This window comes from Pseudoalteromonas sp. UG3-2, from assembly GCF_037120705.1.
In the GTDB taxonomy this organism is placed as follows: Bacteria; Pseudomonadota; Gammaproteobacteria; order Enterobacterales; family Alteromonadaceae; genus Pseudoalteromonas.
Window position 1 is genome coordinate 405,877 of sequence record NZ_JAWLJU010000002.1, and the last position, 22,286, is coordinate 428,162.

The 22,286-nt window shown below is 46.3% G+C and carries 23 protein-coding genes; 9 read left to right on the plus strand and 14 right to left on the minus strand.

Annotated elements, in window-relative coordinates; translation table 11 throughout:
• Positions 1–52: 52 nt before the first annotated feature.
• Positions 53–949, minus strand: a complete 897-nt coding sequence (locus tag R3P39_RS05165; RefSeq protein ID WP_336566079.1) for a TIGR01777 family oxidoreductase — start codon at positions 947–949, stop codon at positions 53–55.
• A gap of 114 nt (positions 950–1,063) precedes the next feature.
• Here R3P39_RS05165 and R3P39_RS05170 point away from each other — a divergent pair, with 114 nt between their 5' ends.
• Positions 1,064–2,098 carry an AI-2E family transporter gene (locus R3P39_RS05170; RefSeq protein WP_336566080.1) on the plus strand — a complete coding sequence of 345 codons (1,035 nt, stop codon included), beginning with the start codon at positions 1,064–1,066 and terminating at the stop codon, positions 2,096–2,098.
• A 38-nt stretch (positions 2,099–2,136) separates the two neighbouring features.
• Here the strand turns inward: R3P39_RS05170 and R3P39_RS05175 are convergent, their stop codons facing one another.
• The 5 genes from R3P39_RS05175 to R3P39_RS05195 all read right to left on the minus strand — a co-directional run bounded on the left by R3P39_RS05175 (position 2,137) and on the right by R3P39_RS05195 (position 5,223).
• A complete protein-coding gene (locus R3P39_RS05175) occupies positions 2,137–2,562 on the minus strand; it encodes a hypothetical protein (RefSeq protein WP_336566081.1) in 426 nt (141 codons plus the stop codon).
• Positions 2,546–3,889: an ATP-binding protein gene (locus tag R3P39_RS05180; protein WP_336566082.1), complete on the minus strand. Its 1,344-nt coding sequence runs from the start codon at positions 3,887–3,889 to the stop codon at positions 2,546–2,548. Before R3P39_RS05180 ends, R3P39_RS05175 begins: the two co-directional genes overlap by 17 nt.
• Positions 3,883–4,557 carry a response regulator transcription factor gene (locus R3P39_RS05185; RefSeq protein WP_336566083.1) on the minus strand — a complete coding sequence of 225 codons (675 nt, stop codon included), beginning with the start codon at positions 4,555–4,557 and terminating at the stop codon, positions 3,883–3,885. The genes R3P39_RS05180 and R3P39_RS05185 overlap by 7 nt, the downstream gene beginning before the upstream one ends.
• Before the next feature lie 2 nt (positions 4,558–4,559).
• Positions 4,560–4,817 carry a PepSY domain-containing protein gene (locus R3P39_RS05190; RefSeq protein WP_336566084.1) on the minus strand — a complete coding sequence of 86 codons (258 nt, stop codon included), beginning with the start codon at positions 4,815–4,817 and terminating at the stop codon, positions 4,560–4,562.
• 106 nt (positions 4,818–4,923) lie between these two features.
• Positions 4,924–5,223, minus strand: a complete 300-nt coding sequence (locus R3P39_RS05195) for a YciI family protein (RefSeq protein ID WP_336566085.1) — start codon at positions 5,221–5,223, stop codon at positions 4,924–4,926.
• 222 nt (positions 5,224–5,445) lie between these two features.
• On the opposite strand from R3P39_RS05195, the gene R3P39_RS05200 reads away from it, so the two are divergent.
• Positions 5,446–6,870, plus strand: a complete 1,425-nt coding sequence (locus tag R3P39_RS05200; RefSeq protein WP_336566086.1) for a sodium-dependent transporter — start codon at positions 5,446–5,448, stop codon at positions 6,868–6,870.
• Between the two features lie 36 nt (positions 6,871–6,906).
• Here R3P39_RS05200 and R3P39_RS05205 read toward each other — a convergent pair whose 3' ends face one another.
• Positions 6,907–7,551, minus strand: coding sequence for a CPBP family intramembrane glutamic endopeptidase (locus tag R3P39_RS05205; protein WP_336566087.1), 645 nt, complete (start codon positions 7,549–7,551; stop codon positions 6,907–6,909).
• 186 nt (positions 7,552–7,737) lie between these two features.
• On the opposite strand from R3P39_RS05205, the gene R3P39_RS05210 reads away from it, so the two are divergent.
• Positions 7,738–8,013, plus strand: a complete 276-nt coding sequence (locus tag R3P39_RS05210; RefSeq protein WP_336566088.1) for an HU family DNA-binding protein — start codon at positions 7,738–7,740, stop codon at positions 8,011–8,013.
• Between the two features lie 33 nt (positions 8,014–8,046).
• Here R3P39_RS05210 and trpA read toward each other — a convergent pair whose 3' ends face one another.
• The 6 genes from trpA to R3P39_RS05240 are packed head-to-tail and all read right to left on the minus strand — an operon-like array spanning position 8,047 to position 14,564.
• Positions 8,047–8,853, minus strand: coding sequence for a tryptophan synthase subunit alpha (trpA, locus tag R3P39_RS05215; RefSeq protein ID WP_336566089.1), 807 nt, complete (start codon positions 8,851–8,853; stop codon positions 8,047–8,049).
• Positions 8,850–10,034 carry a tryptophan synthase subunit beta gene (trpB, locus tag R3P39_RS05220; RefSeq protein ID WP_336566090.1) on the minus strand — a complete coding sequence of 395 codons (1,185 nt, stop codon included), beginning with the start codon at positions 10,032–10,034 and terminating at the stop codon, positions 8,850–8,852. Before trpB ends, trpA begins: the two co-directional genes overlap by 4 nt.
• A gap of 7 nt (positions 10,035–10,041) precedes the next feature.
• Positions 10,042–11,406: a bifunctional indole-3-glycerol-phosphate synthase TrpC/phosphoribosylanthranilate isomerase TrpF gene (gene trpCF / locus R3P39_RS05225; protein ID WP_336566092.1), complete on the minus strand. Its 1,365-nt coding sequence runs from the start codon at positions 11,404–11,406 to the stop codon at positions 10,042–10,044.
• The gene (gene trpD, locus R3P39_RS05230; RefSeq protein ID WP_336566093.1) at positions 11,399–12,403 is read right to left on the minus strand and encodes an anthranilate phosphoribosyltransferase; all 1,005 of its coding nucleotides are present in this window, start codon (positions 12,401–12,403) and stop codon (positions 11,399–11,401) included. Before trpD ends, trpCF begins: the two co-directional genes overlap by 8 nt.
• A 9-nt stretch (positions 12,404–12,412) precedes the next feature.
• Positions 12,413–12,994: an aminodeoxychorismate/anthranilate synthase component II gene (locus R3P39_RS05235; RefSeq protein WP_336566094.1), complete on the minus strand. Its 582-nt coding sequence runs from the start codon at positions 12,992–12,994 to the stop codon at positions 12,413–12,415.
• Complete coding sequence (locus R3P39_RS05240; protein WP_336566095.1) at positions 12,987–14,564, minus strand: anthranilate synthase component 1; 1,578 nt, start codon at positions 14,562–14,564, stop codon at positions 12,987–12,989. The genes R3P39_RS05235 and R3P39_RS05240 overlap by 8 nt, the downstream gene beginning before the upstream one ends.
• A 427-nt stretch (positions 14,565–14,991) precedes the next feature.
• Between R3P39_RS05240 and rnm the strand changes: the two genes are divergently transcribed.
• From rnm to rluB, 5 genes are read left to right on the plus strand one after another with little or no spacing between them, the layout of a single operon-like run.
• Positions 14,992–15,837 carry an RNase RNM gene (gene rnm, locus R3P39_RS05245; RefSeq protein WP_336566096.1) on the plus strand — a complete coding sequence of 282 codons (846 nt, stop codon included), beginning with the start codon at positions 14,992–14,994 and terminating at the stop codon, positions 15,835–15,837.
• Between the two features lie 4 nt (positions 15,838–15,841).
• A complete protein-coding gene (locus R3P39_RS05250; protein ID WP_336566097.1) occupies positions 15,842–16,462 on the plus strand; it encodes an L-threonylcarbamoyladenylate synthase in 621 nt (206 codons plus the stop codon).
• 21 nt (positions 16,463–16,483) lie between these two features.
• On the plus strand, positions 16,484–17,293 hold the full coding sequence (locus R3P39_RS05255) for a segregation and condensation protein A (RefSeq protein WP_336566098.1): 810 nt from the start codon (positions 16,484–16,486) through the stop codon (positions 17,291–17,293).
• Positions 17,294–17,353: 60 nt separating this feature from the next.
• Positions 17,354–17,941 (plus strand): SMC-Scp complex subunit ScpB, encoded by a 588-nt coding sequence (scpB, locus tag R3P39_RS05260; protein ID WP_336566099.1) that lies wholly within the window; start codon positions 17,354–17,356, stop codon positions 17,939–17,941.
• On the plus strand, positions 17,938–18,798 hold the full coding sequence (rluB, locus tag R3P39_RS05265; protein WP_336566100.1) for a 23S rRNA pseudouridine(2605) synthase RluB: 861 nt from the start codon (positions 17,938–17,940) through the stop codon (positions 18,796–18,798). The genes scpB and rluB overlap by 4 nt, the downstream gene beginning before the upstream one ends.
• Positions 18,799–18,858: 60 nt before the next feature.
• Here the strand turns inward: rluB and R3P39_RS05270 are convergent, their stop codons facing one another.
• Positions 18,859–19,602: a YciK family oxidoreductase gene (locus R3P39_RS05270; RefSeq protein WP_336566102.1), complete on the minus strand. Its 744-nt coding sequence runs from the start codon at positions 19,600–19,602 to the stop codon at positions 18,859–18,861.
• 195 nt (positions 19,603–19,797) lie between these two features.
• On the opposite strand from R3P39_RS05270, the gene R3P39_RS05275 reads away from it, so the two are divergent.
• Positions 19,798–22,233, plus strand: coding sequence for a VolA/Pla-1 family phospholipase (locus R3P39_RS05275; RefSeq protein WP_336566103.1), 2,436 nt, complete (start codon positions 19,798–19,800; stop codon positions 22,231–22,233).
• Positions 22,234–22,286 lie beyond the last annotated feature (53 nt).

Here is a 22,286-nt window from a genome sequence, read left to right on the forward strand (position 1 = left end):
TTGTGCAAAACTTCGCAATAAACAATGTTACTCCTTAGGAGTCTCTTCTTTATTAAAGGCCAAGCGCCTCAAAGGCATCGTTTATGCGTTGGTGTCGAAAGCGATAACCGTTGTCGAGTAACTTTTTTGGCACCACATTTTGGCCATACAAAAGTAAATCGGCCATTTCACCGTAGGCAAGTTTCATGGCCAGCGCTGGTACGGTAAAGATGCAAGGTCGTGATAGTTGCTCTGCAAGGCTTTTTGAAAAAGTTTTGTTATCGACCGGGTTGGGCGCTGTGGCGTTAATTGCGCCTTGGAGCTCTGGATGCTTAATAATGAATAAGATCAGCTGCACCATATCGTCGATGTGGATCCATGACATCATATGCTTACCATCCGAGATTGGGCCCCCTAGGCCGAAGCGAAATGGCGGTAACATCTTATCTAGCGCACCGCCATTTTTAGCCAACACAATTCCAGTTCGCAGTAGGCATACTCGGGTGTCGCTGGACTCGGCGCCAAGTGCTGTTTCTTCCCAGTCTTTACACAGATGATGAGAAAACTCATCAAAACATTGCTCGAATGATTCATCAATGCTCAAGTCACTGGGCTGGCGGCCATAGTAACCAATTGCGCTTCCAGATATAAAGGTGTGTGGCGGTGTGTCTGCGGCCTTGATGGCAGCCGTAATGGCTTTGGTAATGTCGATGCGGCTTTGATAAATGCGTTGTTTTTTGGCTTTCGTCCAGCGCCCAGAGGCGATAGGCTCACCGGCAAGGTTAATGACGACATCAATATCATTGAAATTTACTTGAGCCACGTCAGTTACGCACTCTACTTTTGCTGGTAACACAGCAAGTGCCTTTTCAGGAGAGCGGGTTAATGCGGTGATGTGGTTTTTATGAACCAAAAACTGGCAAAGTTTACTGCCAATCAGTCCAGTTGCTCCAGTAATAAATATATTCATCGTCAATTCCTGCGTTATTTGATTACAAACCTACGTAACGCCAGTAAGTTAGATCACTCATTTCTATTATAGGTGGTTTGTTTTAGAATAGAAAAAAACAATAAGGAGTGTGCCGTGTCTAGTGTGACAGGAATAAATAAAACCTTTGTGGTGCTTGCCGCACTGTTTGTGGTGTTAGGGGGCATTAAATTGGCCTCAGAAATTGTGGTGCCGTTTATTCTCGCCGCGTTTATTGCCATTATTTGTAACCCAATGCTGCGTTTTCTCGCTCGCTTCAAGATACCAAAAGGCATTGCTATTGTGATTATTATTGCCCTGGTTATCTTGGTTGGCGCCAGTATTGGCGGCTTAGTTGGCCAATCAGTGAATGATTTCACACAGCAGTTACCGGCATACAAGCAAGAGTTACAAGAAAAGTTTGTTTGGCTTGCAAGCACGGCTGCGAAATACAATATCCTGTTGGATAAACAACAACTGATCAGTCTGCTGGATCCCAATAAATTAATTGATGTTGCCGCCAATATGCTAACCGGCTTTGGTGGCGTGATGGCGAACAGCTTTTTAATTTTATTAATTGTGGTGTTTATGCTTTTTGAAGCACCTGCCATCGGCCATAAAGTGCATCTTGCGCTAGATGACCCAGAAATGAAAATGAAAGAAATCGACCGCTTTTTAGATTCCATCAACAGTTATTTGGCAATTAAAACGTTGGTCTCTCTGGCCACAGGCGTAGTGGCGTCGACACTGCTTTGGGCTTTGAATGTTGACTACTTTATTCTCTGGGGCGTGGTGGCTTTTTTGTTAAATTATATCCCCAATATTGGTTCAATTATTGCTGCCTTACCACCAGTGTTGTTGGCATTAGTAACACAAGGCCCGCTTGTCAGTGGTTTGGTCGCGGCAGGCTACTTATGCATCAACACGCTTATGGGTAATATTATCGAACCTCGCTTTATGGGGCGTGGTTTGGGGCTATCTACTTTGGTGGTATTTTTATCATTAATCTTTTGGGGCTGGCTGTTAGGCACCGTGGGCATGTTGTTATCTGTGCCACTCACCATGGTGGTAAAAATTGCTTTGGAAAACAGCGAAGATGGCAAGTGGCTGGCTATCTTATTGGGCTCCGAGCAGCCCAGTGACCCTAGTTGATGGTGCAGTGCTGCTAAGCAGCACTGCTGTACGATGAGTTATAAACTGCTACCTAACACGGTGGCAGTACTGAGTTCATCGATATGAGCTTGAAGTAACTTAACTTTGCAGTTTTTGTAGGCAATTGCTGAGCGCGTAGCATTGGGCATACTCAACAAGTAACGCCAACGGCAGCTGTCTTCCATGTAACCTTCTTGGTGAGTAAACGCTCTTTTCATTATCGGCAGAATTTGCGTGTTGCCCGTGTCTTCTTCGTACTTTTTAGTATCGAGTACCAGCTTATTGATCCACGTTTGGCGCTCACGCTCTAAACGGTTGATGTTGCCATCAAGGCACATTAAGTACTTTTTTGCTTTTTCAGGGTGGGTTGATTGCAATTCACTGCAATCCTTCAACTCTGCCGCCGTTACGGCAAGTGGGAATAGGGCTAGGGTAAAAAGTAATCGATTAGCTATTTTTTTCATGATTAAACTCGATTGTGAATTTTGCACCGCCAAGCTCAGCAGAGTCTATAGTCATTTTACCATGATAAGACTCAACCAAATCTGACACAATTGCCATTCCTACACCATGTCCTGCCTCATAGGTATCGAGACGAGTACCTCGGGTCAGCAAATCTGAACGCCTTTGCTCAGGAATGCCAGGACCATCGTCTGAAATAGTAATAAGCAGTACACGTTTTTTTGGCGCACTTACTTTTATATCGACCTGATTGCGACATGCTTTACAGGCATTATCGATAATATTTCCTAAAATTTCCATGAGGTCGGTTTTATCGCCTAGAAAAGCAACCTTATCACTGCAATCACTGCTAAATTGGATCTGTTTGTCATGATAAACTTTGCCCATGGCATTGAGGATAGAGTTTAATACCGGTGCCACCATGGTTTGCTTTTTCCAGGTGTCTGAGGCGCCAGTGGCGGCGCGCTTTAATTGATGCTCAATCATGACATTGATGCGGTCTAATTGCTCTTGGGCATCGGCGTCTGTGGCCAGAGGACTCGACTTTATTACTGCCAGTGGCGTTTTTAACGCGTGTGCCAAATCACTCAGGGAAGAGCGATAGCGCTCTTTTTGGCGTTTTTGTGACTCCAACAACAAATTCAGATCCGATTTTATGGTCAGCAGCTCAACTGGGTAGAGGCCGGTTATTTGGTTTCGCTCACCGGCTTCTATTTCTTTTATTTCTTTATCTAGTCGCTGTAAGGGGCGGGCATTCCAAACAAAGCCAAATGCCATTAAACCTGCAATGACCACGCCCATTACCAGCATCCAGTTAACCAAGGTATTACGAAAGCCAGACATTAACGCCATTAACGCATCGTTTTTCTTCAATAAAACAAAACGCGCTTGCTGAGACTGTTCGGCGTTGCCGAGAATAACGGTAAGGCTGAGCTGCCAGTACAACTCGTCGTTATATTCAACTTTAGTAAACTCCGAGGCACCGGCCTGACTTTGGGAAAACTGCGGAGTAATGGAAAGGTTCACAGCCGATTCAGAATACCAAACTAGGGTTTGCCCCTGGTACACGAGGGCGTAGGTATCTGAGTTGAGACGGTTTAACTCTGGGGCGAGGATACTACGTGGCATCTCGATGCCGGAGCCGACAAACTCGACTTCAGAAATAAGTGAATAAAGGTGTGCTTCTAGGGTTTTTTCGGTGGTTTCTACTAAGGTGGTGTAATAGGCTCTGCCAACCGAAAAGAACAGCGCTGGCAATGCCACTATAAGCACAAAGACAAGGATAAATCCTTGCCTTATTTTTAACGAAATTTGTGAGCTGTTTACCACTGACTCTTGAACCTATAGCCACGTCCACGCAATGTTTCAACGGGGTTAAGGGTGCCGTCTGGATCGAGCTTTTTGCGTAAGCGCAAGACAAACACTTCAATCACGTTTGAGTCTAGGTCGAAGTCCTGGTCGTAAATATGCTCGGTCAGCTCCGATTTCGAGATCACTTTTTGTGGGTTCACCATCAGATATTCCAGCACTTTGTACTCATAGGCAGTTAAAGATAACTCTCTATCGTTCACCCATACTTGTTGCGAGCGGGTATGAATTTTGATTGGACCAATGCAAATTTCAGGGTTGGCTTGCCCAGCACTGCGTCTGATAAGTGCGTTACATCGAGCAATTAACTCTTCTACGTGAAATGGCTTGGTAAGATAATCATCGGCACCGGCATCAAGCCCCTCAACCTTATCTTGCCAACGGTCACGTGCAGTTAAGATTAAAATCGGGATTTTTACTCCGTGAGCTCGGGCTTTACGGATAATCTCTATGCCATCAATTTTCGGCAAACCTAAATCGATAACCGCCATATCAAGAGGATATTCTTCTAAATGAAACAGCCCCGACTCACCATCATGGCACAAGTCGACACTGTACTTTTCTTTTTCCAGCGCCGTGCGCAGGTTTTCCGCGAGTTGAATATCGTCTTCGATAACTAAAATACGCATGCTTAGTCCTTCTTAACTTCGCCCGTCGTTTTGTTTATTTTTAAATCCACAATACGACCATCCGACTGTAGAATTCTGACAACAAAATATTGACTTTCTTCTGATATTTTTAGTGTCTTACCAGCATACTCTTTCAACGCCAGTGACACCGCTTGTTTTTTGCTTATGGCTTTTCGATCTTTGTCATTGTGGCTGTCAGCGTCTGCTACACTCGAAAAGAACGCTAAGACCAACGCTATTAGAGTGAGTTGCAATCGCATGTTAAGCTCCACGGTTTCATAGATACTGAATTTGTTAACGTCATAACTTTAGGGCTAATGTAGTGCGTTTGTAATTAACCTTTGCTGAACTTCTTGTTCAGCCTTATTAAGGCAGTACACGTTTATACGGTTTTACAACACTCGAGGTATAAACACCAGCGTCAATGTAGGGGTCTTCACTGGCCCATTGCTTGGCTTCTTCAAGGTTTGCAAATTCAGCTATCACCAAAGAACCGCTAAACCCAGCTTCCCCCGGCTCTTCACTGTCAATGGCAGGAAGGGGTCCTGCAGCAAATAAGCGTTGTTGCTGTTTTAACTCTTGTAACCGTGCTAGGTGTGCAGGTCTTGTTGCAAGGCGTTGTTGCAAGCTGCCTTCGGCATCCGTGGAATATATCATATAAAGCATTAGTATTAGTTCCCGATAGGTTTCTAAGTATTTGTTGTTATTTTTATCGATTTTAAGGGCATTTTCTTACCCGTTCTCGACCATATGATAAAACGGCTAAAATACAAAAGTAAATGGAGCTGGGCTTTTTGTGGTGATTGGTCATTTAAACTTGAAAAGCACGCGCCTAGGCTGGTAGAGTCGAGCGGATATCTATAGAAAATAATAATAAGGTTGACTGTAATGAGTGCAAACCGAGAGCATTTTAGCTCGCGATTGGGTTTTATATTGGCAGCGGCAGGCTCCGCTGTTGGAATAGGAAACCTAGTCGGCTTTCCTGTCTCTGCTACGAAAAATGGTGGCGGTGCATTTCTACTAATTTACGCCTTATTTGTGGCGTTTATCTGTCTGCCAGTTATGATGGCGGAAATGGCCATGGGGCGTAAGGCACAAAAAGATCCCTATGGTGCCTATAAACAACTGTCTAATCGCGATAAAAAGTGGTCGATAGCGGGGTTCTTAGCGGTCCTCACGCCGTTTATGATCGCCGTATTTTACATGGTGATCACCGTCTGGATTTTTGGCTTTTTAACGCAAACGCTGATGGGGAACCTCGATTTACTGGCGCAGCCAGGTTACTTTGGCACTTTCATCAATGACCAAGCCGTATTCTTATACATGCTGGTGGTGGGTGTAATCGTCAATCTTATTCTAATTGGCGGCGTCAAAGAAGGGATTGAGAAAGCCGCTAAACTACTGATGCCAGCCTTATTTGTGATGTTGTTAGGCTTGGTGGCATACGTGTTAACGTTAGATAATGCCATGGCTGGTGTGCGTTACTACATTGTGCCTGACTTCTCTAAAATGGACGCCAGTGTGTTAAATGGCGCCTTATCCCAAGCCTTTTTCTCGTTATCGCTGGGAATGGGTATTTTAATCACTTACGCCTCTTACATTTCTAAAAAAGACGACATCGTTGGTAGTTCAAAGATGGTTGCAGTGACCGACTCGCTAGTGGCCTTTATTGCTGGTTTAATGGTACTGCCGGCCATTTTCAGCTTTAACCCAGATACTGACCCAACCGAGTTATCCGACTCATCGGTGTCGATGATCTTTGATTATTTGCCGAAACTGTTATTAGCCTTACAAAATGACATTGGCTATGTCGGCGCGTCAATAGTGGCTGGTATCTTCTTCTTATTAGTGTTTTTTGCGGCGATCACCTCCTTGGTGTCCATTGTTGAGGTGCCCACCGCGACGTTAATGGAAGAGAAAAACATTTCACGCAAAAAGGCGTTGATTGTGTTGGCACTCACAACCGGGTTATTAACCATTTTATCTACTATGTCGTTTGGTATGGTGGAGTGGTTAACTAGCTTTATCTACTATGGTGATGCGCAAAAGAGCTTCTTTGACTTAGTTTACGATGTTTTTTACGACACGATTTTGCCGCTTAATGGCTTGATGGTGTGTTTATTTGTTACTTATCGCTGGAAAAAGTCAGGATTAAGTGAAGAATTAGCACAAGGGTGTGATGGTTACATTGGTAGCTTTACCGAAAAGTACATCAACTTCTCTCTGTCTACATTCATTCCGGTCATTTTGCTGGTGATCTTTGTTAATACGGTCGCCACTAAGTACTTTGCCATCAGCTTATTTGGCTTCTAGTTTATTGGTGACCTCAAGCTTGTCTTGGGGTCACTGCTAACTAAATTGCACTCCAGAGTCTAAATAACTACCAACCCCAATGGTAAACATCCATAACCCCCAAAGACTATGCTCCAATACACACACTGCCAATGAACGGCTATGGGCATAGGTATAAGCAAACAACAAACCACCGACAAAAGATAGCGCCACCGCCACCCAGTTATCATACACACAGTGTGCCAAGGCAAACACCACAGCACTTAAGATGATGCGTTGGTTTTTGCTGGGTAAGATACGTTTATAACGATGGAAAAAATAACTGCGAAAAATCAGCTCTTGCGGTAATACTGATAGAATAGGATAGGCAAGCAGCAGCATTAACCAATCCAGCGGTGAGTGCAGTGGCAGGGCAAACCAATTACCTTGGCTTAATAAACCGTAAAACATCGCGGAAAACATCGCCCCGGCAAAAAAAGTAGTGAACAACCGGCGTTTTACCGTTGAAAACTCCCCCAAACTGGTTAAGCGAAAGCGTTTAAAGTGTGGATCGGTCAGCAGCAGGTGAGTGCAAATGGCCATTAAAATGATCAACGCTGGGAATAACCAATTGCTCAGGTGAGCGCGGAATTGGTAGGCCACCATAGGGAGAATGAAAAAAATCACCAGCAGTTCACACCAACGATATTGGCTAGCATTCAATTGGAGTACCCCTTTGAGTCTGTTGCAAAACCGGCTAACCATCACTATAGCAGCTTGAGATGACAAGGATATGCAACGCAATCGCACATTGTCGCTTTAGCAGTGTGAACTTAAAACATCAAGATTGACTTTCAGGCCCGAAACACCTAGCCTGCAGCGCTCGAAATTTGGTATTAGAGGTAGGGTATGAATAAAAAAGAATTAGTAGCCAAGATGGCCAATGTCAGCGGATTGACCAAGATAGACTGCCAAGCTGCACTGGATGCCATTTTGCATACCACAAAAAAACGCCTGTCCGAAGGGGATCAGATGCAATTTAACGGCTTTGGCACCTTCACATTGAGTTACCATCCGCCGAAATTAGGCCGTAATCCGCAAACCGGTGAAGAAATAACTATTGAGGGGCAAAATAAGATTCTATTTAAACCCGCCAAAGCCCTGAAAGAGGCAATACAATCATGATAAAAAGGCCAGAAAACTGGCCTTTTTAGTCGTTTAAACTTGGGTTGCTGCCTTCATGCGCTCGACAAAAGTCTTTAGCTCAAACAGCATGGTCTTTGGCTCATCTAGATGTTGCTCAATGATCTTAACCACGGCGGAGCCGCTAATGGCACCTGCCGCACCCGATTGGATTGCCGCTTTGACATGCTCAGGTTCAGAGATACCAAATCCAAGTAGTGCCGGCGCTGCGTGATACTCTACTAACTTAGTCACCACTTCATTAGCAGGCATTTGTGCAGCGGTATCGGTGCCGGTGACGCCAGCTCGAGATAATAAGTAAGTGTAGCCGCGGCCACGAGTAGCGCATTCTCGCAAGGTATCGTCACTGGCATTGGGCGTGGCGATGAAAATAGGGGCGACATCGTGCTCCATGGCGGTTTGGCGAAATAGCTTGGCTTCGTGTAAGGGCACATCCGCCACTAAAATGGAATCAACCCCAGCGGCCTTTGCCTGTTGATAAAATGTTTCTATACCACGGGCAAAAATAAGATTGGAATAGAGTAATAAGCCAATTGGAATATCACTGTTGTAACGACGCACTTCAGCAATAATCTCCAAGCAATCTTGGGTATTTACCTGTGCAGCAAGAGCGCGGTTATTGGCTGCTTGGATCACTGGGCCGTCGGCAATGGGATCGGAAAAGGGAATGCCGAGCTCAAGGGCATCCGCGCCGCCATCAATTAACGCTTTAATGACCTCAAGGCTCTGCGCTTTACCAGGATCGCCAATGGTGACGAAGGGGACGAATGCGCCTTGGTCTTTTTCTTTTAGCTGTGCAAACATGGCATCGTAACGTTTCATAGCGCTCCTCGCTCTGCTAATACTTGGTGAACGTGGGCTAAGTCTTTATCGCCACGACCACTTAAATTCACCACAATAATGGTTTCTTCAGTTTGTTGTTCGGCATACTTAATGGCATAAGCCAGTGCGTGGCTTGACTCCAATGCTGGAATAATGCCTTCATGTTTGGAAAGCGTTTGGAAGGCTTCCAGCGCTTCATCATCGCTAATACCAACATATTGAGCACGGCCGGTTTCATGTAAATACGCATGCTGTGGGCCTACAGCAGGGTAGTCAAGACCCGCTGATACAGAATGCGATTCTTCGATTTGGCCATCGGCGGTTTGCATAATATAAGTATAGGCACCGTGTAAAATGCCTTTTGAGCCCTTACACAAGGTTGCCCCATGCGCTTTAGTATCTAGGCCCTTACCTGCAGGCTCAACGCCTATTAACTTGACACTGTCATCGTCAATAAAGTCTGCGAACATACCAATGGCATTGGAGCCACCACCGACACAGGCAATTACCGCGTCTGGTAAGCGTCCCTCGGCTTTTAAGATTTGTTCTTTGGCTTCTTCGCCGATCATCTTATGGTATTCACGTACTATGGTCGGGAAGGGGTGCGGTCCTGCCGCTGTGCCCAATAAGTAATGCGCCGTTTTATAGTTAGCTGACCAATCACGTAGCGCCTCATTTACCGCATCTTTTAACGTACCTGAGCCCGCCGTGACTGGGATCACCTCAGCGCCCATTAGGCGCATGCGAAAGACGTTTGGCTGTTGCCGTTCAACGTCTTTGGCACCCATGTAAACGCGGCATTTTAAGCCTAATAATGAGCAAGCAATAGCCGTGGCTACACCGTGCTGACCGGCACCGGTTTCTGCGATCACTTCGGTTTTACCCATGCGTTTGGTGAGCAGTGCTTGCCCTAATACTTGGTTGGTTTTGTGGGCACCGCCATGGAGTAGGTCTTCGCGCTTTAAATACAACGACACCTTAGGGTTTTTTATCAGGTTACGGGTTTTGGTGAGCGGTGTCGGACGCCCGGCAAACTCATTCAACAGCTGATGAAACTCTTGATGGAAGCTAGGGTCTTGCTGTGCTTGTTCAAATTCGTGTTCTAACTGCTTCAGCGCAGGTACTAGCAACTCGGGCACATACATGCCACCAAAGTCGCCAAAATAAGCTGAATTACTCATGTCCACCTCAATACTTTCTAATTTGTGAAAATGCTTGTGCGATTTTTTCTGCGCATTTTTTACCTGGTGCTTGCTCAACACCAGAGTTTAAATCTAAGCCATCCGCACCTAAGGCCGTCGCGCTTTGAAGATTATCGGGGTTTAATCCCCCGGCTAAAATATATTGTGTGCTTGTTTGTTGTAGTAACGACCAATCGAATACTTGGCCAGTCCCTCCAGAGCCTGCTGCGGTTTGGGTGTCGTATAAATGTTTGTCCACTCCCGCCATGGCTTTTGGTAGCACCGCAGCAACGCCTTGAGCCTTCCAGATCTGACAGGTCAGCGGCAGTCGCTTCCTAAGTGCGGCAATGTAGTGTTCGTCTTCATTGCCATGGAGCTGTACCGCGGCCAGCTTTAATTGCTGGGCGTATTCTGAGACTTGCTCTATGGGCGCGTTTACAAATACGCCGACATAGTTCAGCGGCGCCCCTTCAATAACACCTTTGGCACAGTCAATATCTACATAACGGGGTGACTTGGGGTAAAAGATCAGCCCGCCGTACACGGCACCAGACTCATAGGCTGCCTCGGCATCTTGACTGCGAGTCAAACCACACACTTTATTTTCACCTAAAATTAAGCGGCGACAGGCAAGGGTTAAGTCTTGCTCCGCCATCAGTGAGCTGCCGACTAAAAAGCCATCACATAAAGGGGCTAAGCGTTTGACATCGCTGTGGCTGTAAATACCTGACTCCGAAATCACTACTTTGTCTGCAGGGATCAGTTTGCGCAGTCGCTCTGTGGTAGCCAAGTCGGTGGACAAATCACGTAAATTGCGGTTATTGATACCGATAAGCTCGGCATCTAAGGCGAGGGCTCGAGTGACTTCTTCTTCGTTACTCACCTCGGTTAGAATGCCCATATTCAAGCCATTTGCGACTTTCGCTAAACGCTGATATTGCTCGTCAGTGAGAACAGAGAGCATTAATAAAATGGCGTCACCACCGTGCAGGCGAGCCAGATACACTTGATATTCATCGATAAAAAAGTCTTTGCATATAACTGGCTGCTCAACTTGCTGGCGCACGGTGCTAAGGTAGTCAAAACTGCCTTGGAAATATTTCTCATCGGTGAGCACGCTAATGCAAGTGGCGTATTGGCGATACACCGAAGCGATTTCATCGAGATCAAAGTGAGATCGGATCAAGCCTTTTGATGGCGATGCCTTTTTACACTCTAAAATAAATTGCGTTCCGGGCTTCGCCAGCGCGGCAATAAAATGGCGGTCACTGGGCTCCACCTTATCAATAAAGCTTGCTAAAGGTTGCGCCGCTTTTCTAATTTCAAGCTCTGCGGCCTTATCGGCAACGATTTTTTCTAACACATTAGCCATTACTTACCTCTACGATGTTTGCCAATGTTGCCATGGCTTGTTTTGTCATTAATACCTCTTGCACCATCTCACTGGCTTGCTTAAAGTCTGAGGCCTTGTCACTTAATACCAGCAATGCCGCGACATTGGCGATAATCGCTGCATTGTGTGCAGCGCTGCCTTCACCATTTAAAATCGCTAAACTGGCTTTGGCATTGTATTGTGGCGTATCCCCGGCAATGGCGGCAAGTGAATAGTTTTCTAGTCCAAAGTCACTGGCAGAGAGGGTGTATTGTTTAATTTCATCGTGGTTGACCTCAGCGACCAAGGTATCGCCATGCAGGGCTATTTCGTCTGTGCCACTGCCGTGCACTACCATAGCTCGTGCAGTGCCAAGCTGTTGTAACGTTTCAGCCATTGGCAGCAACAATGAGGGGTCATACACCCCGAGCAGTTGCACTTGCGGTTGTGCAGGGTTAGCCAGTGGTCCCAAAATATTAAAAATAGTGCGGGTTTTTAGCGCTGTGCGCACTGGCATCGCATGCTTTACGCCGCTATGGTAGTGGGGAGCGAATAAGAACGTGAACCCGGTTGCGGTTAAGCAGTGCTGCGCCTGCTCAGGTGTCATATCAATATTGATCCCCAAGGCCTTGAGTAAATCGGCAGAGCCAGACTTGCTGCTAACGCTGCGGTTACCATGTTTTACCATATTAATGCCACAGGCGCTGGCAACAATGGCCGCTGTGGTACTGACATTAATGGTATTGCTGCCGTCGCCACCGGTACCACAGCTGTCTGCAACTTCAAGCTGTAGTGTATCGAAGTGGTTGGCATTATCGCGCATTGCTTGGGCTGCACCTGCAATTTCAGCGGCAGTTTCGCCTTTGAACTTAAGCGCCATTAAGGCGGCAGTTAACTCAATCTCACTAAGTTGCCCACGCATAATATTTAAGAACAGGGAATGCGCTTGGCCAAAGCTGAGGTGTTGTTGTTGCAGCAGTAATTGTAACGGTTCCATGTTGGTCTCCTATGCGCTCAAATAGGCAATGCTTTGCTTTAACAGCTGAGCACCGCTGGGGGTAAGAATGGATTCTGGATGAAATTGGTAGCCAATGATGCGGTCGCGGCCCTGATAAACCGCCATTGGAATGTTTTTATAACGGGCTATCACTTGCAGTGAGTTGGGCACTTTCGTGGCCATTAAAGAATGGTATCGCGCCACTGGGAACTGCTTACCAAGCCCTGCAAAAACAGGGTGATCATCGACCTCAATCAGCGAAGATTTGCCATGAACGGTCTCTCCCGCACGGCCCACTTCACCACCATAACTCTGGGTCAGAGCCTGTTGCCCTAAGCAAATGCCCAGCATCGGAAAACGTCCTTTACACAATTCAATGAGCTCCAGTAAGCAACCGGCATCACTCGGAGAACCTGGGCCTGGCGATAACACTAAGATAACGGGATCGGTTTCTGCATGCATTTTGTCGAAAATAGTTTGAGCAGGAATGTTATTACGATACACCACCAGTTCTAGCCCGAGCATGGTCAGTTCGTCCACCAAGTTGTAGCTAAAGGAGTCAAAATTATCGAGAAAATAGACTTTAGTCATCGCTGTACTCCACAAAAGTTGACTGCACGGCTTTGATCACTGCCATGGCTTTGGCCCGAGTTTCATCGGCTTCACTTTGGGGCTCGGAATCAAACACCACACCCGCACCGGCTTGAACGTAAGCAATATTGTTTTTAACAAACGCTGAGCGAATAACGATACAGCTATCCATGGCACCATTGCCCATTAAGTAGCCTACTGCACCACCATAACTGCCACGGCGCTGTTGTTCAGTGGCTCTGACTAATTCAGCCGCCTTAACTTTGGGTGCGCCGACGAGGGTGCCCATGTTCATGCAAGCTTGGTAGGCGTGCAGGGCATCAAGGTCGGGTTTTAACTGGCCTACCACACGGGAGACCAAATGCATTACTTGCGAGTAACGGTCTACTTTCAATAGCTCTTTGGCATGGCGCGTGCCTGCCACGCTAATGCGAGCCACGTCATTGCGGGCTAAATCAACCAGCATCAGGTGTTCGGCTCGTTCTTTTTGATCGTTGCGCAGTTCTAATTCAATGCGGCTATCCAAGTCAGGATTAATTTGACCATCGCTGAATTTACCCCGTGGCCGAGTGCCAGCAATGGGATACACCTCAACTTGGTTGCTCTGCTCACAGTACTTTAGTGCCGACTCAGGTGATGCGCCAAACAACACAAAACGCTCATCACGCATATAAAACATATACGGACTGGGGTTTTGTTGCTTGAGTTGTTGATACGCTGCCAGTGAGTCGGGGCAGGGCAAGGAAAACGTTCGAGACGGCACAACTTGAAAAATATCGCCGTTGATAATGTTTTCTTTCAGCTGTTCGACCTGTTGGCAATACTGGGCGTCACTGATGTTTACCTTTACCTCCGCCTGGCCATGATTGCGCTCAAATCGAAAAGGACGCACGCTGTCACATTGCTGATTAAGGGCTTCGAGTTGTTTGCCTACTTCAAAGCAATTGGCATGGACATCTGGTCCATTAAAAACATTACCAATGAGCTCGGTGGTTTGCGCTTGGTGGTCGATAACCACTAAGGTTTCAGCAAGGTAAAACACATAGTCAGGGCAGTCATTATCGCCGTCTGGCACTTCTGGTAGGGTTTCAAAGTTTGCCACCATGTCGTAGGCGAACACACCGCCAAGAAAAACCGCAAAAGGCGTGTCTGAGTTACTTTGTATTTCATTGATGCACGTTCTCAGGGCGCTAAAGGCGTTGTCGGCTTTTAGCTTGCTGTACTCATCAATGTCTGCGGCCGCTGAGTTATACCTTAATGACAGTGTTGTACCTTGTAATTGTGCATCACAGTTTTGCACTTTTTGGCCAAGATAAGGTAGCAATTGCGCACCATTGTTCGATAACGCTGTGGCCACTACCTCATCACCATTGCATTCAAAACGAATGGCACTGTCGACCAAGACAATGCTTTTTACGTTGTCTTTGGACTCAATTTCTGCTGATTCAAGCAGCAGTGAATTGGGCTTGTCTAAGCCAGCATACAATGACAGTGGGCTGGCAATGTAATCACGCCGCTGTCTGATGCTGGTGACCTCACCCGGTGTGGTCGTTATATGACTAAAAATCAAACCTCATTCCTCAATCTTTTTAGCAAATAAAAAGCCCCCGAAAAGCACAACTTCGCGGGGGCTATTGTTCAAGCACAACAATACCGTCCCGCTAGGGCAGCCACCACCAAGAAGTATGAAGAGAAACAGTATTGCGCATAAAAACCTCTAAATTTAAATATAAAAAAACCCGCGACATAGCGCGGGTTTAGAAATCGTAGATACAACGAATCACACCCGCTTAACTCGAGTGCCACCACCAAATGTTTGTTGTTTGCTGTTGTTTATTCATTTGTGAAAATTTCGTTGTTGAATCTAAAGTGGTTACAGTAAACCGCACTCTGGGGGACACTGTCAAGAGCAAATATCAGAAAATAACCTAAGGTTGTAACTAATAACTTGTGATATAATCAAATTGCCTACAATTCAGAGAGATAGTTAATAAATTTTGATTAAATATGACCTTCATTGCCATACTACTTTTTCCGATGGCCGCTTAGACGTCGCTGAACTGTTGCAGCGAGCAACGGAAAAAGGTGTTGATATATTAGCAATTACTGATCACGATACCATTGCGGCTATTGCCCCTGCGCGTGACTATATTGGTAATAATGACCTAGCGTTAGAGCTTATAAATGGCGTTGAAATATCAACCAAATGGGAAAGCTTTGAGATCCACATTGTCGGCTTAAACTTCGATCCCGAGCACCCTGTGTTGCAGTCTTTATTGCTCGAGCAACAGCAAAAAAGGGAGCTTAGAGCTCAAGAGATTGGTGCGCGGTTAGCCAAAAATGGCTATGACAATGTTTATCAAGATGCGCAAGCATTAGCCAAGAGCGCACAGATCACCCGCGCTCACTTTGCCCAAGTGTTAGTCGAGCGTGGTGTGGCAAAAAACATTCAAGGGGTATTTAAAAAGTTTTTAGCTCGCGGAAAAACAGGCTATACGCCAAGTAATTGGTGCGATATTGCCACTGCGGTCGAAGCGATACGAGCGGCCGGAGGAGTGGCAGTATTGGCGCATCCAGCAAGGTATAAAATGTCGAATAAATGGCTAAGAAAGTTACTCAGTCATTTTAAAGCGGCAGGTGGTCAAGCAATGGAAGTGGCACAGCCACAGCAGCCACCAACGGAACGGCAGTTTTTAGGACGCTTAAGTCAAGAGTTTGAGTTACTCGCAAGTCAAGGGTCTGATTTTCACTTTCCAATGCCCTGGGTCGACCTCGGTCGCAACCTGTATTTACCCAAAGATTGTCAAGGGGTATGGCGCCATTGGGGAGGTTCAGAGGAGTAGTTTTATGAGTCAATTTTTCCATATTCATCCAGATAACCCGCAACCGCGATTAATTCGCCAAGCGGCCGACATTATTGAACAAGGAGGCGTGGTGGTGTTGCCAACGGACTCCGGCTATGCCATTGGCTGTGCACTTGGCAATAAACAAGCGAAAGAGCGCATCGAGCGGATCCGTGGCATTGAAAAACACCATAACTTCACTTTATTGTGCCGCGATCTTTCTGAGCTTTCGACCTATGCTCGAGTCGATAACCAAATGTTCAGGATGATTAAAAATAATACTCCAGGACCGTACACGTTTATTTTCAAAGGCACCAAAGAAGTACCAAAGCGGTTGCTGAATGAGAAGAAAAAAACCATTGGCATCCGGGTGACTGACAACCCCATTACTTGCGCTCTGCTAGAAGCATTGGCAGAGCCTATGATGTCGTGTTCACTGATTTTACCCGATGAGCAATTCACCGAAGCGGATCCTGACGACATTCGTATGCGCCTAGACAAGCTGGTCGACCTCATCATTCATGGTGGTATTTTAATGGAACAAGCCACCACAGTGGTGGACCTATCTGAAGATGAGCCACAGGTACTGCGTCGCGGATGTGGTGATACCACGCCATTTGAATAACTGGCGCTGTGGCAAAAAACCATGAGTGATGCGGCGCAACAGAAGCTTCCGTTGGCTTTTCTGCATGGCGAGGCCATGATTGAAAAGCCGGAGGATCTTTATATTCCGCCTGAAGCCTTAGAGGTTATTCTCGATACCTTTGAAGGCCCGCTAGATCTTCTCTTATATTTAATTAAACGCCATAAGCTGGATATTTTAGAGCTGCCCATTTTCAGCATAACCCAGCAATACGTTAAGTATGTCGAGCTAATGAAAGACATGCAGTTGGAGTTGGCTGGTGAGTATTTAGTGATGGCGGCACTGCTTGCGCAGATAAAGTCCAGAATGTTACTGCCGAAGCACGAAGAGCTTGAGGAAGAAGAAGACCCTCGCGCCGAACTGGTAAGAAGATTACAAGAGTATGAGCAATTCAAAAAAGCCGCGGAGCGCCTCGACGAGCTACCTCGTGTAGAGCGGGATATTTTTGTTGCCCATGCCTTAGTTGACGAGCGCCTTGATACCTCTGAAGCGCCTCCTGAACTGGAACTGCGAGAGCTGGTGGTGGCGTTATCTGAAGTGATGGCTCGGGCAAAAACGTTTGAGCATCACCACATTAGCGCAGAAGCATTATCTACGCGCGAACGCATGACCACGATTTTGCAAACATTAAAACAGGCCGGTAAGCCGGTGCAATTTGCACAATTATTTACCCTAGAAGAAGGCCGCAGTGGCGTGGTAGTGACCTTTATTGCCATGCTCGAGCTTATTAAAGAGCAACTGATTGATTGTATTCATGGTGAAATTGAAAGCAAACAAGCAGGTGCCGCGCTTTACCTGCATTTAAAAGGTTAGGGAATAGCGGGGGGCTCTGATACAATCGCCCCTTATGTTTTGCATAGTCAATGTGTGCCGATGAAAAGAAGAGTGAGCGATGAGCAATTAGAAGAGCTTATTGAAGCTGCTATTTTTGTTGCCGACAAGCCATTATCAAAAAAACGCCTAAAAGAAACCGTACTTGCCGATATAAGCGCATCCGCACAGCGAATTGATGCTGCGCTAGGACGTTTAGTTAACCATTATCAAACTCGCGGGGTACGCTTGGTTGAAGTGGGCACTGGGTATCGCTTTCAGGCGTGTCCTAGCTTGAGTCCTTGGCTGAGTAAATTATGGCATGAAAAAGCACCGAAATACTCGCGTGCCACTTTGGAAACACTGGCTTTAATAGCCTATCGTCAACCGATCACTCGGGGCGAAATTGAGCAAGTGCGGGGAGTAACCGTCAGTTCAAATATTATCAAAAGTCTTACCGAGCGCGAGTGGATAAAAGTAGTGGGGCACAAAGAGGTACCTGGAAAACCGGCATTGTATGCAACAACAAAACAATTTTTAGATTATTTTTCATTGACGGGGCTAGGAGAGTTGCCAAACTTACCTGAGCAACATAATGAAAAAATTGACCAGTTATTAAATGATCCTTCTGTGAGAGAACCATCTGAATGAGTGAAAAGTTACAAAAAGTATTAGCACGAGCTGGAGTTGGCTCAAGACGTGAAATGGAAAAGTACATTGAGTCCAATCGCGTCAGTGTTGATGGTAAAGTGGCCAAGTTAGGCGATCGAGTTGAAGAAACGTCGGTGATCCGTGTTGATGGCCACATTGTTAAGATCGAGCAACAGCAAGAGCGTATTTGTCGTGTGCTGATGTACCATAAGCCTGAAGGGGAGCTTTGTACACGCAAAGACCCACAGGGCAGAAGAACGGTATTTGATCGCTTACCTAAATTAGAGGGCGATCGTTGGATTGCCATTGGCCGCCTAGATATTAACACCTCTGGCTTGCTGTTGTTTACCAACGATGGTGAACTGGCGAACCGCTTAATGCACCCTAAATATGAGGTTGAGCGGGAGTACTCGGCGCGAGTATTTGGTGAAGTGACGAACCAAACTTTACGCACTTTAACCAAGGGAGTTGAATTAGATGATGGACCTGCGAAGTTCCTAAAAATTAAACCCATGGGCGGTGAGGGCTTAAACAAATGGTTTAACGTGACACTGACTGAAGGTCGTAACCGTGAAGTAAGACGTTTATGGCAGTCGCAAGAAGTGGAAGTATCGCGCCTTATTCGAATTCGCTATGGCAAGTTAGAGCTTAGTAAGCGTCTACCTCAAGGGGGCTGGGAAGAGCTGAAACTGGAAGACGTAAACTATTTAAGAAAGTCAGTGTCATTGCGTCCTGAAACCCAAACTAAGTTGTCAGTCATGCCTGAAAAACGCAAAGATAAGCGGGCGAAAATCAATAAAATCCGCAAGGCAGTGAAAAAACACAATCAAAGGGTAAAAACGCCAAAGCGTAAGTAATGCCATTTTGAGGCATAAAAAAACGTCAGCATCAAGCTGACGTTTTTTATGCCTGCAGGCTTAGTAGGTTTGCGCGTCTAACGACTCACCGTTAACGGCAATGGAGTCATCCGACATTAAATACAAATACGTCGGCATTAATTGTTCAGGCGTTTTCAACTTTTCTTTATCTTCACCTGGGAAAGCCGAAGCACGCATGCTGGTGCGAGTCGCCCCAGGATTAATGCAGTTAATACGGATATTGGTTTTGCCCACTTCTTCAGCCCAGGTTTGCATCATGCCTTCAGTGGCAAACTTCGAAATAGCATACGCGCCCCAAAACTCACGGCCTTTGCGGCCAACGCCGGAAGAGGTGAAAATAATAGACGCGTGTGGCGCTTTTCTCATCACTGGAAATAACGCTTTGGTGATCATGGCCTGTGCGGTGACATTCACCTTCATGATGTTTTCAAAGGTGGATGAACAAAAGTGCTCTAAAGGACCCAAAGAGCCAAGAATAGATGCGTTATTTAACAGCCCATCAAGTTTCCCAAACTGTTGCTCAACCGTAGCGGCCAAGTCACGGTAATGTTGCTTCGTGGCACCACGTAAGTCCATTGGCACTATGGCAGGCTGCGGATAACCGGCAGCAACTATTTCATCGTACACGGCCTCGAGTTTGCTGGTGGTTTTACCCAGTAAGATAACCGTCGCACCGTATTTGGCGTAGGTCAATGCGGCAACACGGCCGATACCATCACCGGCGCCGGTAATTAAAATGGTTTTATTTGCAAGAGCGTTTTCGGGCGCTTGATAAGTCTGCATTCTGGACTCCGATTAATATTTTTGACTATTTTATCACAACGCTATGGCAAGTTAGCGAATTTATTGTAAATATGGCTGGCGAAATAACAAAGTTTGAGTTAAGTTTAACTGGTCTAATGTCTTATTAAAAATGCAATTACATAGATTTAACGAGAATTATCACAATAATAATAAGATTATGTCGGAGCCTATAAAATGAAAAAAATGCTACTCTCACTCGCAGTATCAGCTGCGCTAGCTGGCTGTGGAGGCGGTGAAACGTTAGAAGACGTAAAGAACGAATCAACTCCTGTTACCCCAACCATGTCGGTTAAGTTTGACCCATCAGCTGGGGTGATCTCTGTACCCAATGATATCTTACTATCCGGCACCCAAGATGGCACCTTAAACCTGCCTGATGAACGCTTAGGAGAAACTGACGGTGATGGTAATCCGTTGGTAACCAGAGCAAGTTATGCCGATCCGGGCATTGTACTTGGTGCATTAGACGGTTGGTCTACGCAAATGCCATACGCGATTGACTTCACTACGCCAAATGGTCTCAGAATTGACCCACAAAGTGTGATGACACCAGGCTCCGTTAGAATATTTGAAGTTGAAATGGGCGGTCCTTTACAAACCGATGCAGAATGTGCCGATATTCCGTCAGGCATTGCATGTAAACCAGTGGCAGAGCTTGAGTTTGGCCCAGAAGGTGACTTTGTCGCCATGGCTAATGGTACAGGTAATGGCATTGTGGTAGTACCGATTAAACCACTTAAGCCGGAGACCACTTACATCACTGTGTTAACCAATGGCTTAAAAGATTCCAGTGGACAAAGCGTAGAAGCGTCGTCTACTTATACGTTACTGCGCCAATCTGAGTCGCTCGTTACCGACACACAAAAGACGTTACAGGCCGTGATCGGCAGTTATGAAACGGCGGTGGCTGCTTTCGGTTCGGTATCGAAAGAAGAAATTATTTACAGTGCGGCTATGACCACACAGTCAACGGGTGCAGGCCTTACAGGTGCTAAAGCGCTATTAGCGCAATCTGCTGCAACCCAGCAAAACCCAGTACTTACGGTGCCGCAGCAGCCTACTATCACAGTGGCTGATGCACTTACAGGCAAGGTGCCTGATGCCGTATTACCCGCATTTCGCAGTGTGCGTTTACTGCAAGGGCAAATCAATTTGCCGCAGTACTTAGCCAAACCACAAAACAAAGATATTTCAGCTCTAGCCGACACCTATTGGCAAGCGCTTTGCGACAGCCCGGTAACACTTGCTGGATATGCAGCACAAGGCGGTCAATTACCGCCGGTAGCTGAAGGTGAAGATCAAACCTGTGCTAATTTACCGGTGCCGGAAGGGGTATCAAACTTTAGAAGCATTGGCGTGGATAAACAACGTTTTATCACTAAATACAACCCATTTCCTAAGCAACAATGGCTTGCTAATGTGCCAGTGCAAATCACTATGCCAGCAGATGAATCTACACGCCCTGAAGGCGGTTGGCCGGTGGTGATTATGCAACATGGCATCACCAGTAAAAAAGAAGACATGCTAGGGTTAACGCTGTCGTTGACTCAGGCTGGTTTCGCTACCGTGGCAATTGACCACCCAATGCATGGTGCCCGTGGCATTGATGTTGACGGTGATGGCACGGACGACTTTAATGCATCAACAGGTAGTGTACTGTCTTACATGAACCTCACTTCATTGCTGGTTGCTCGTGATAACCTGAAACAGTCTGCAGCCGATTTGTTAGGTTTACGTTTGGGACTTAACTTCATCAACCAGGCCTCTGGTGGGCAAGTTAACTTTAATACCCAATCGGTGAGCTTTCTTGGTCATTCATTAGGTTCTATCGTTGGTCCAAGCTTCTTGTCTATGGCTAATGCACCGCTGAATCCGCAGCTTGATCCATTATTTAAGGTAGAATCAGCAGCCCTTGCCAGTGGCGGCTCTGGTATTGCTAATTTCCTAATTGAATCTAAGTCGTTTGGTCCGTTTGTCCAAGGTTCAGTGCTGAGTGCAGCGGGTAACCTAATCTCTAATTCATTCAATTCCTACTTGCAAGAAGGGGCTTTGGCAGATTGTAGCGCGGTGGCGGCTGATCAAAGTAAATACCTACCTTGTGCATTCACTAGCTTTAAAACAAGCCTAGAGGCGGCAGGAGATACGGCATCACTGGCGGCCATTGATGCCACGGTTAATCAGTTTGCTTTTGCTTCGCAAACCACCCTTGGCAGTGCCGACCCATTAAATTACGCACCTATGGTACGTGCTCAGCAAACGCCTGTTTACATGAGTGTGGTCACTGGTGGTGTGGATGGTAATGCCGCTGATTTGGTTATCCCACCTACCACTGAGCGCAGTGTTTTATCGGGAAGCTTACCTTTGGCAGCTGTGATGGGCTTACAACCAGCTAGTGAAACTCAAATGACGCAAGCGCCCAGCAGTTATGTGGTGAAGTTCTCACAAGGTCATCATAGCTCGATCCTAACCACTGGTTTCCAGGCGGAAGCAGGTGGTACTGCAGCCGGGCATGCAGCAGCGTCGATGGAAATGCAAAAGCAAGTTGCAACCTTCTTGAAATCTAAGGGGTTATTATTGCCAATCTCGAACCCTGACGTAGTTGCAAACTAAGTTAAATTTCGACACCATAATGGGCCGCGAAAAGCGGCCTTTTTTATGTCTTG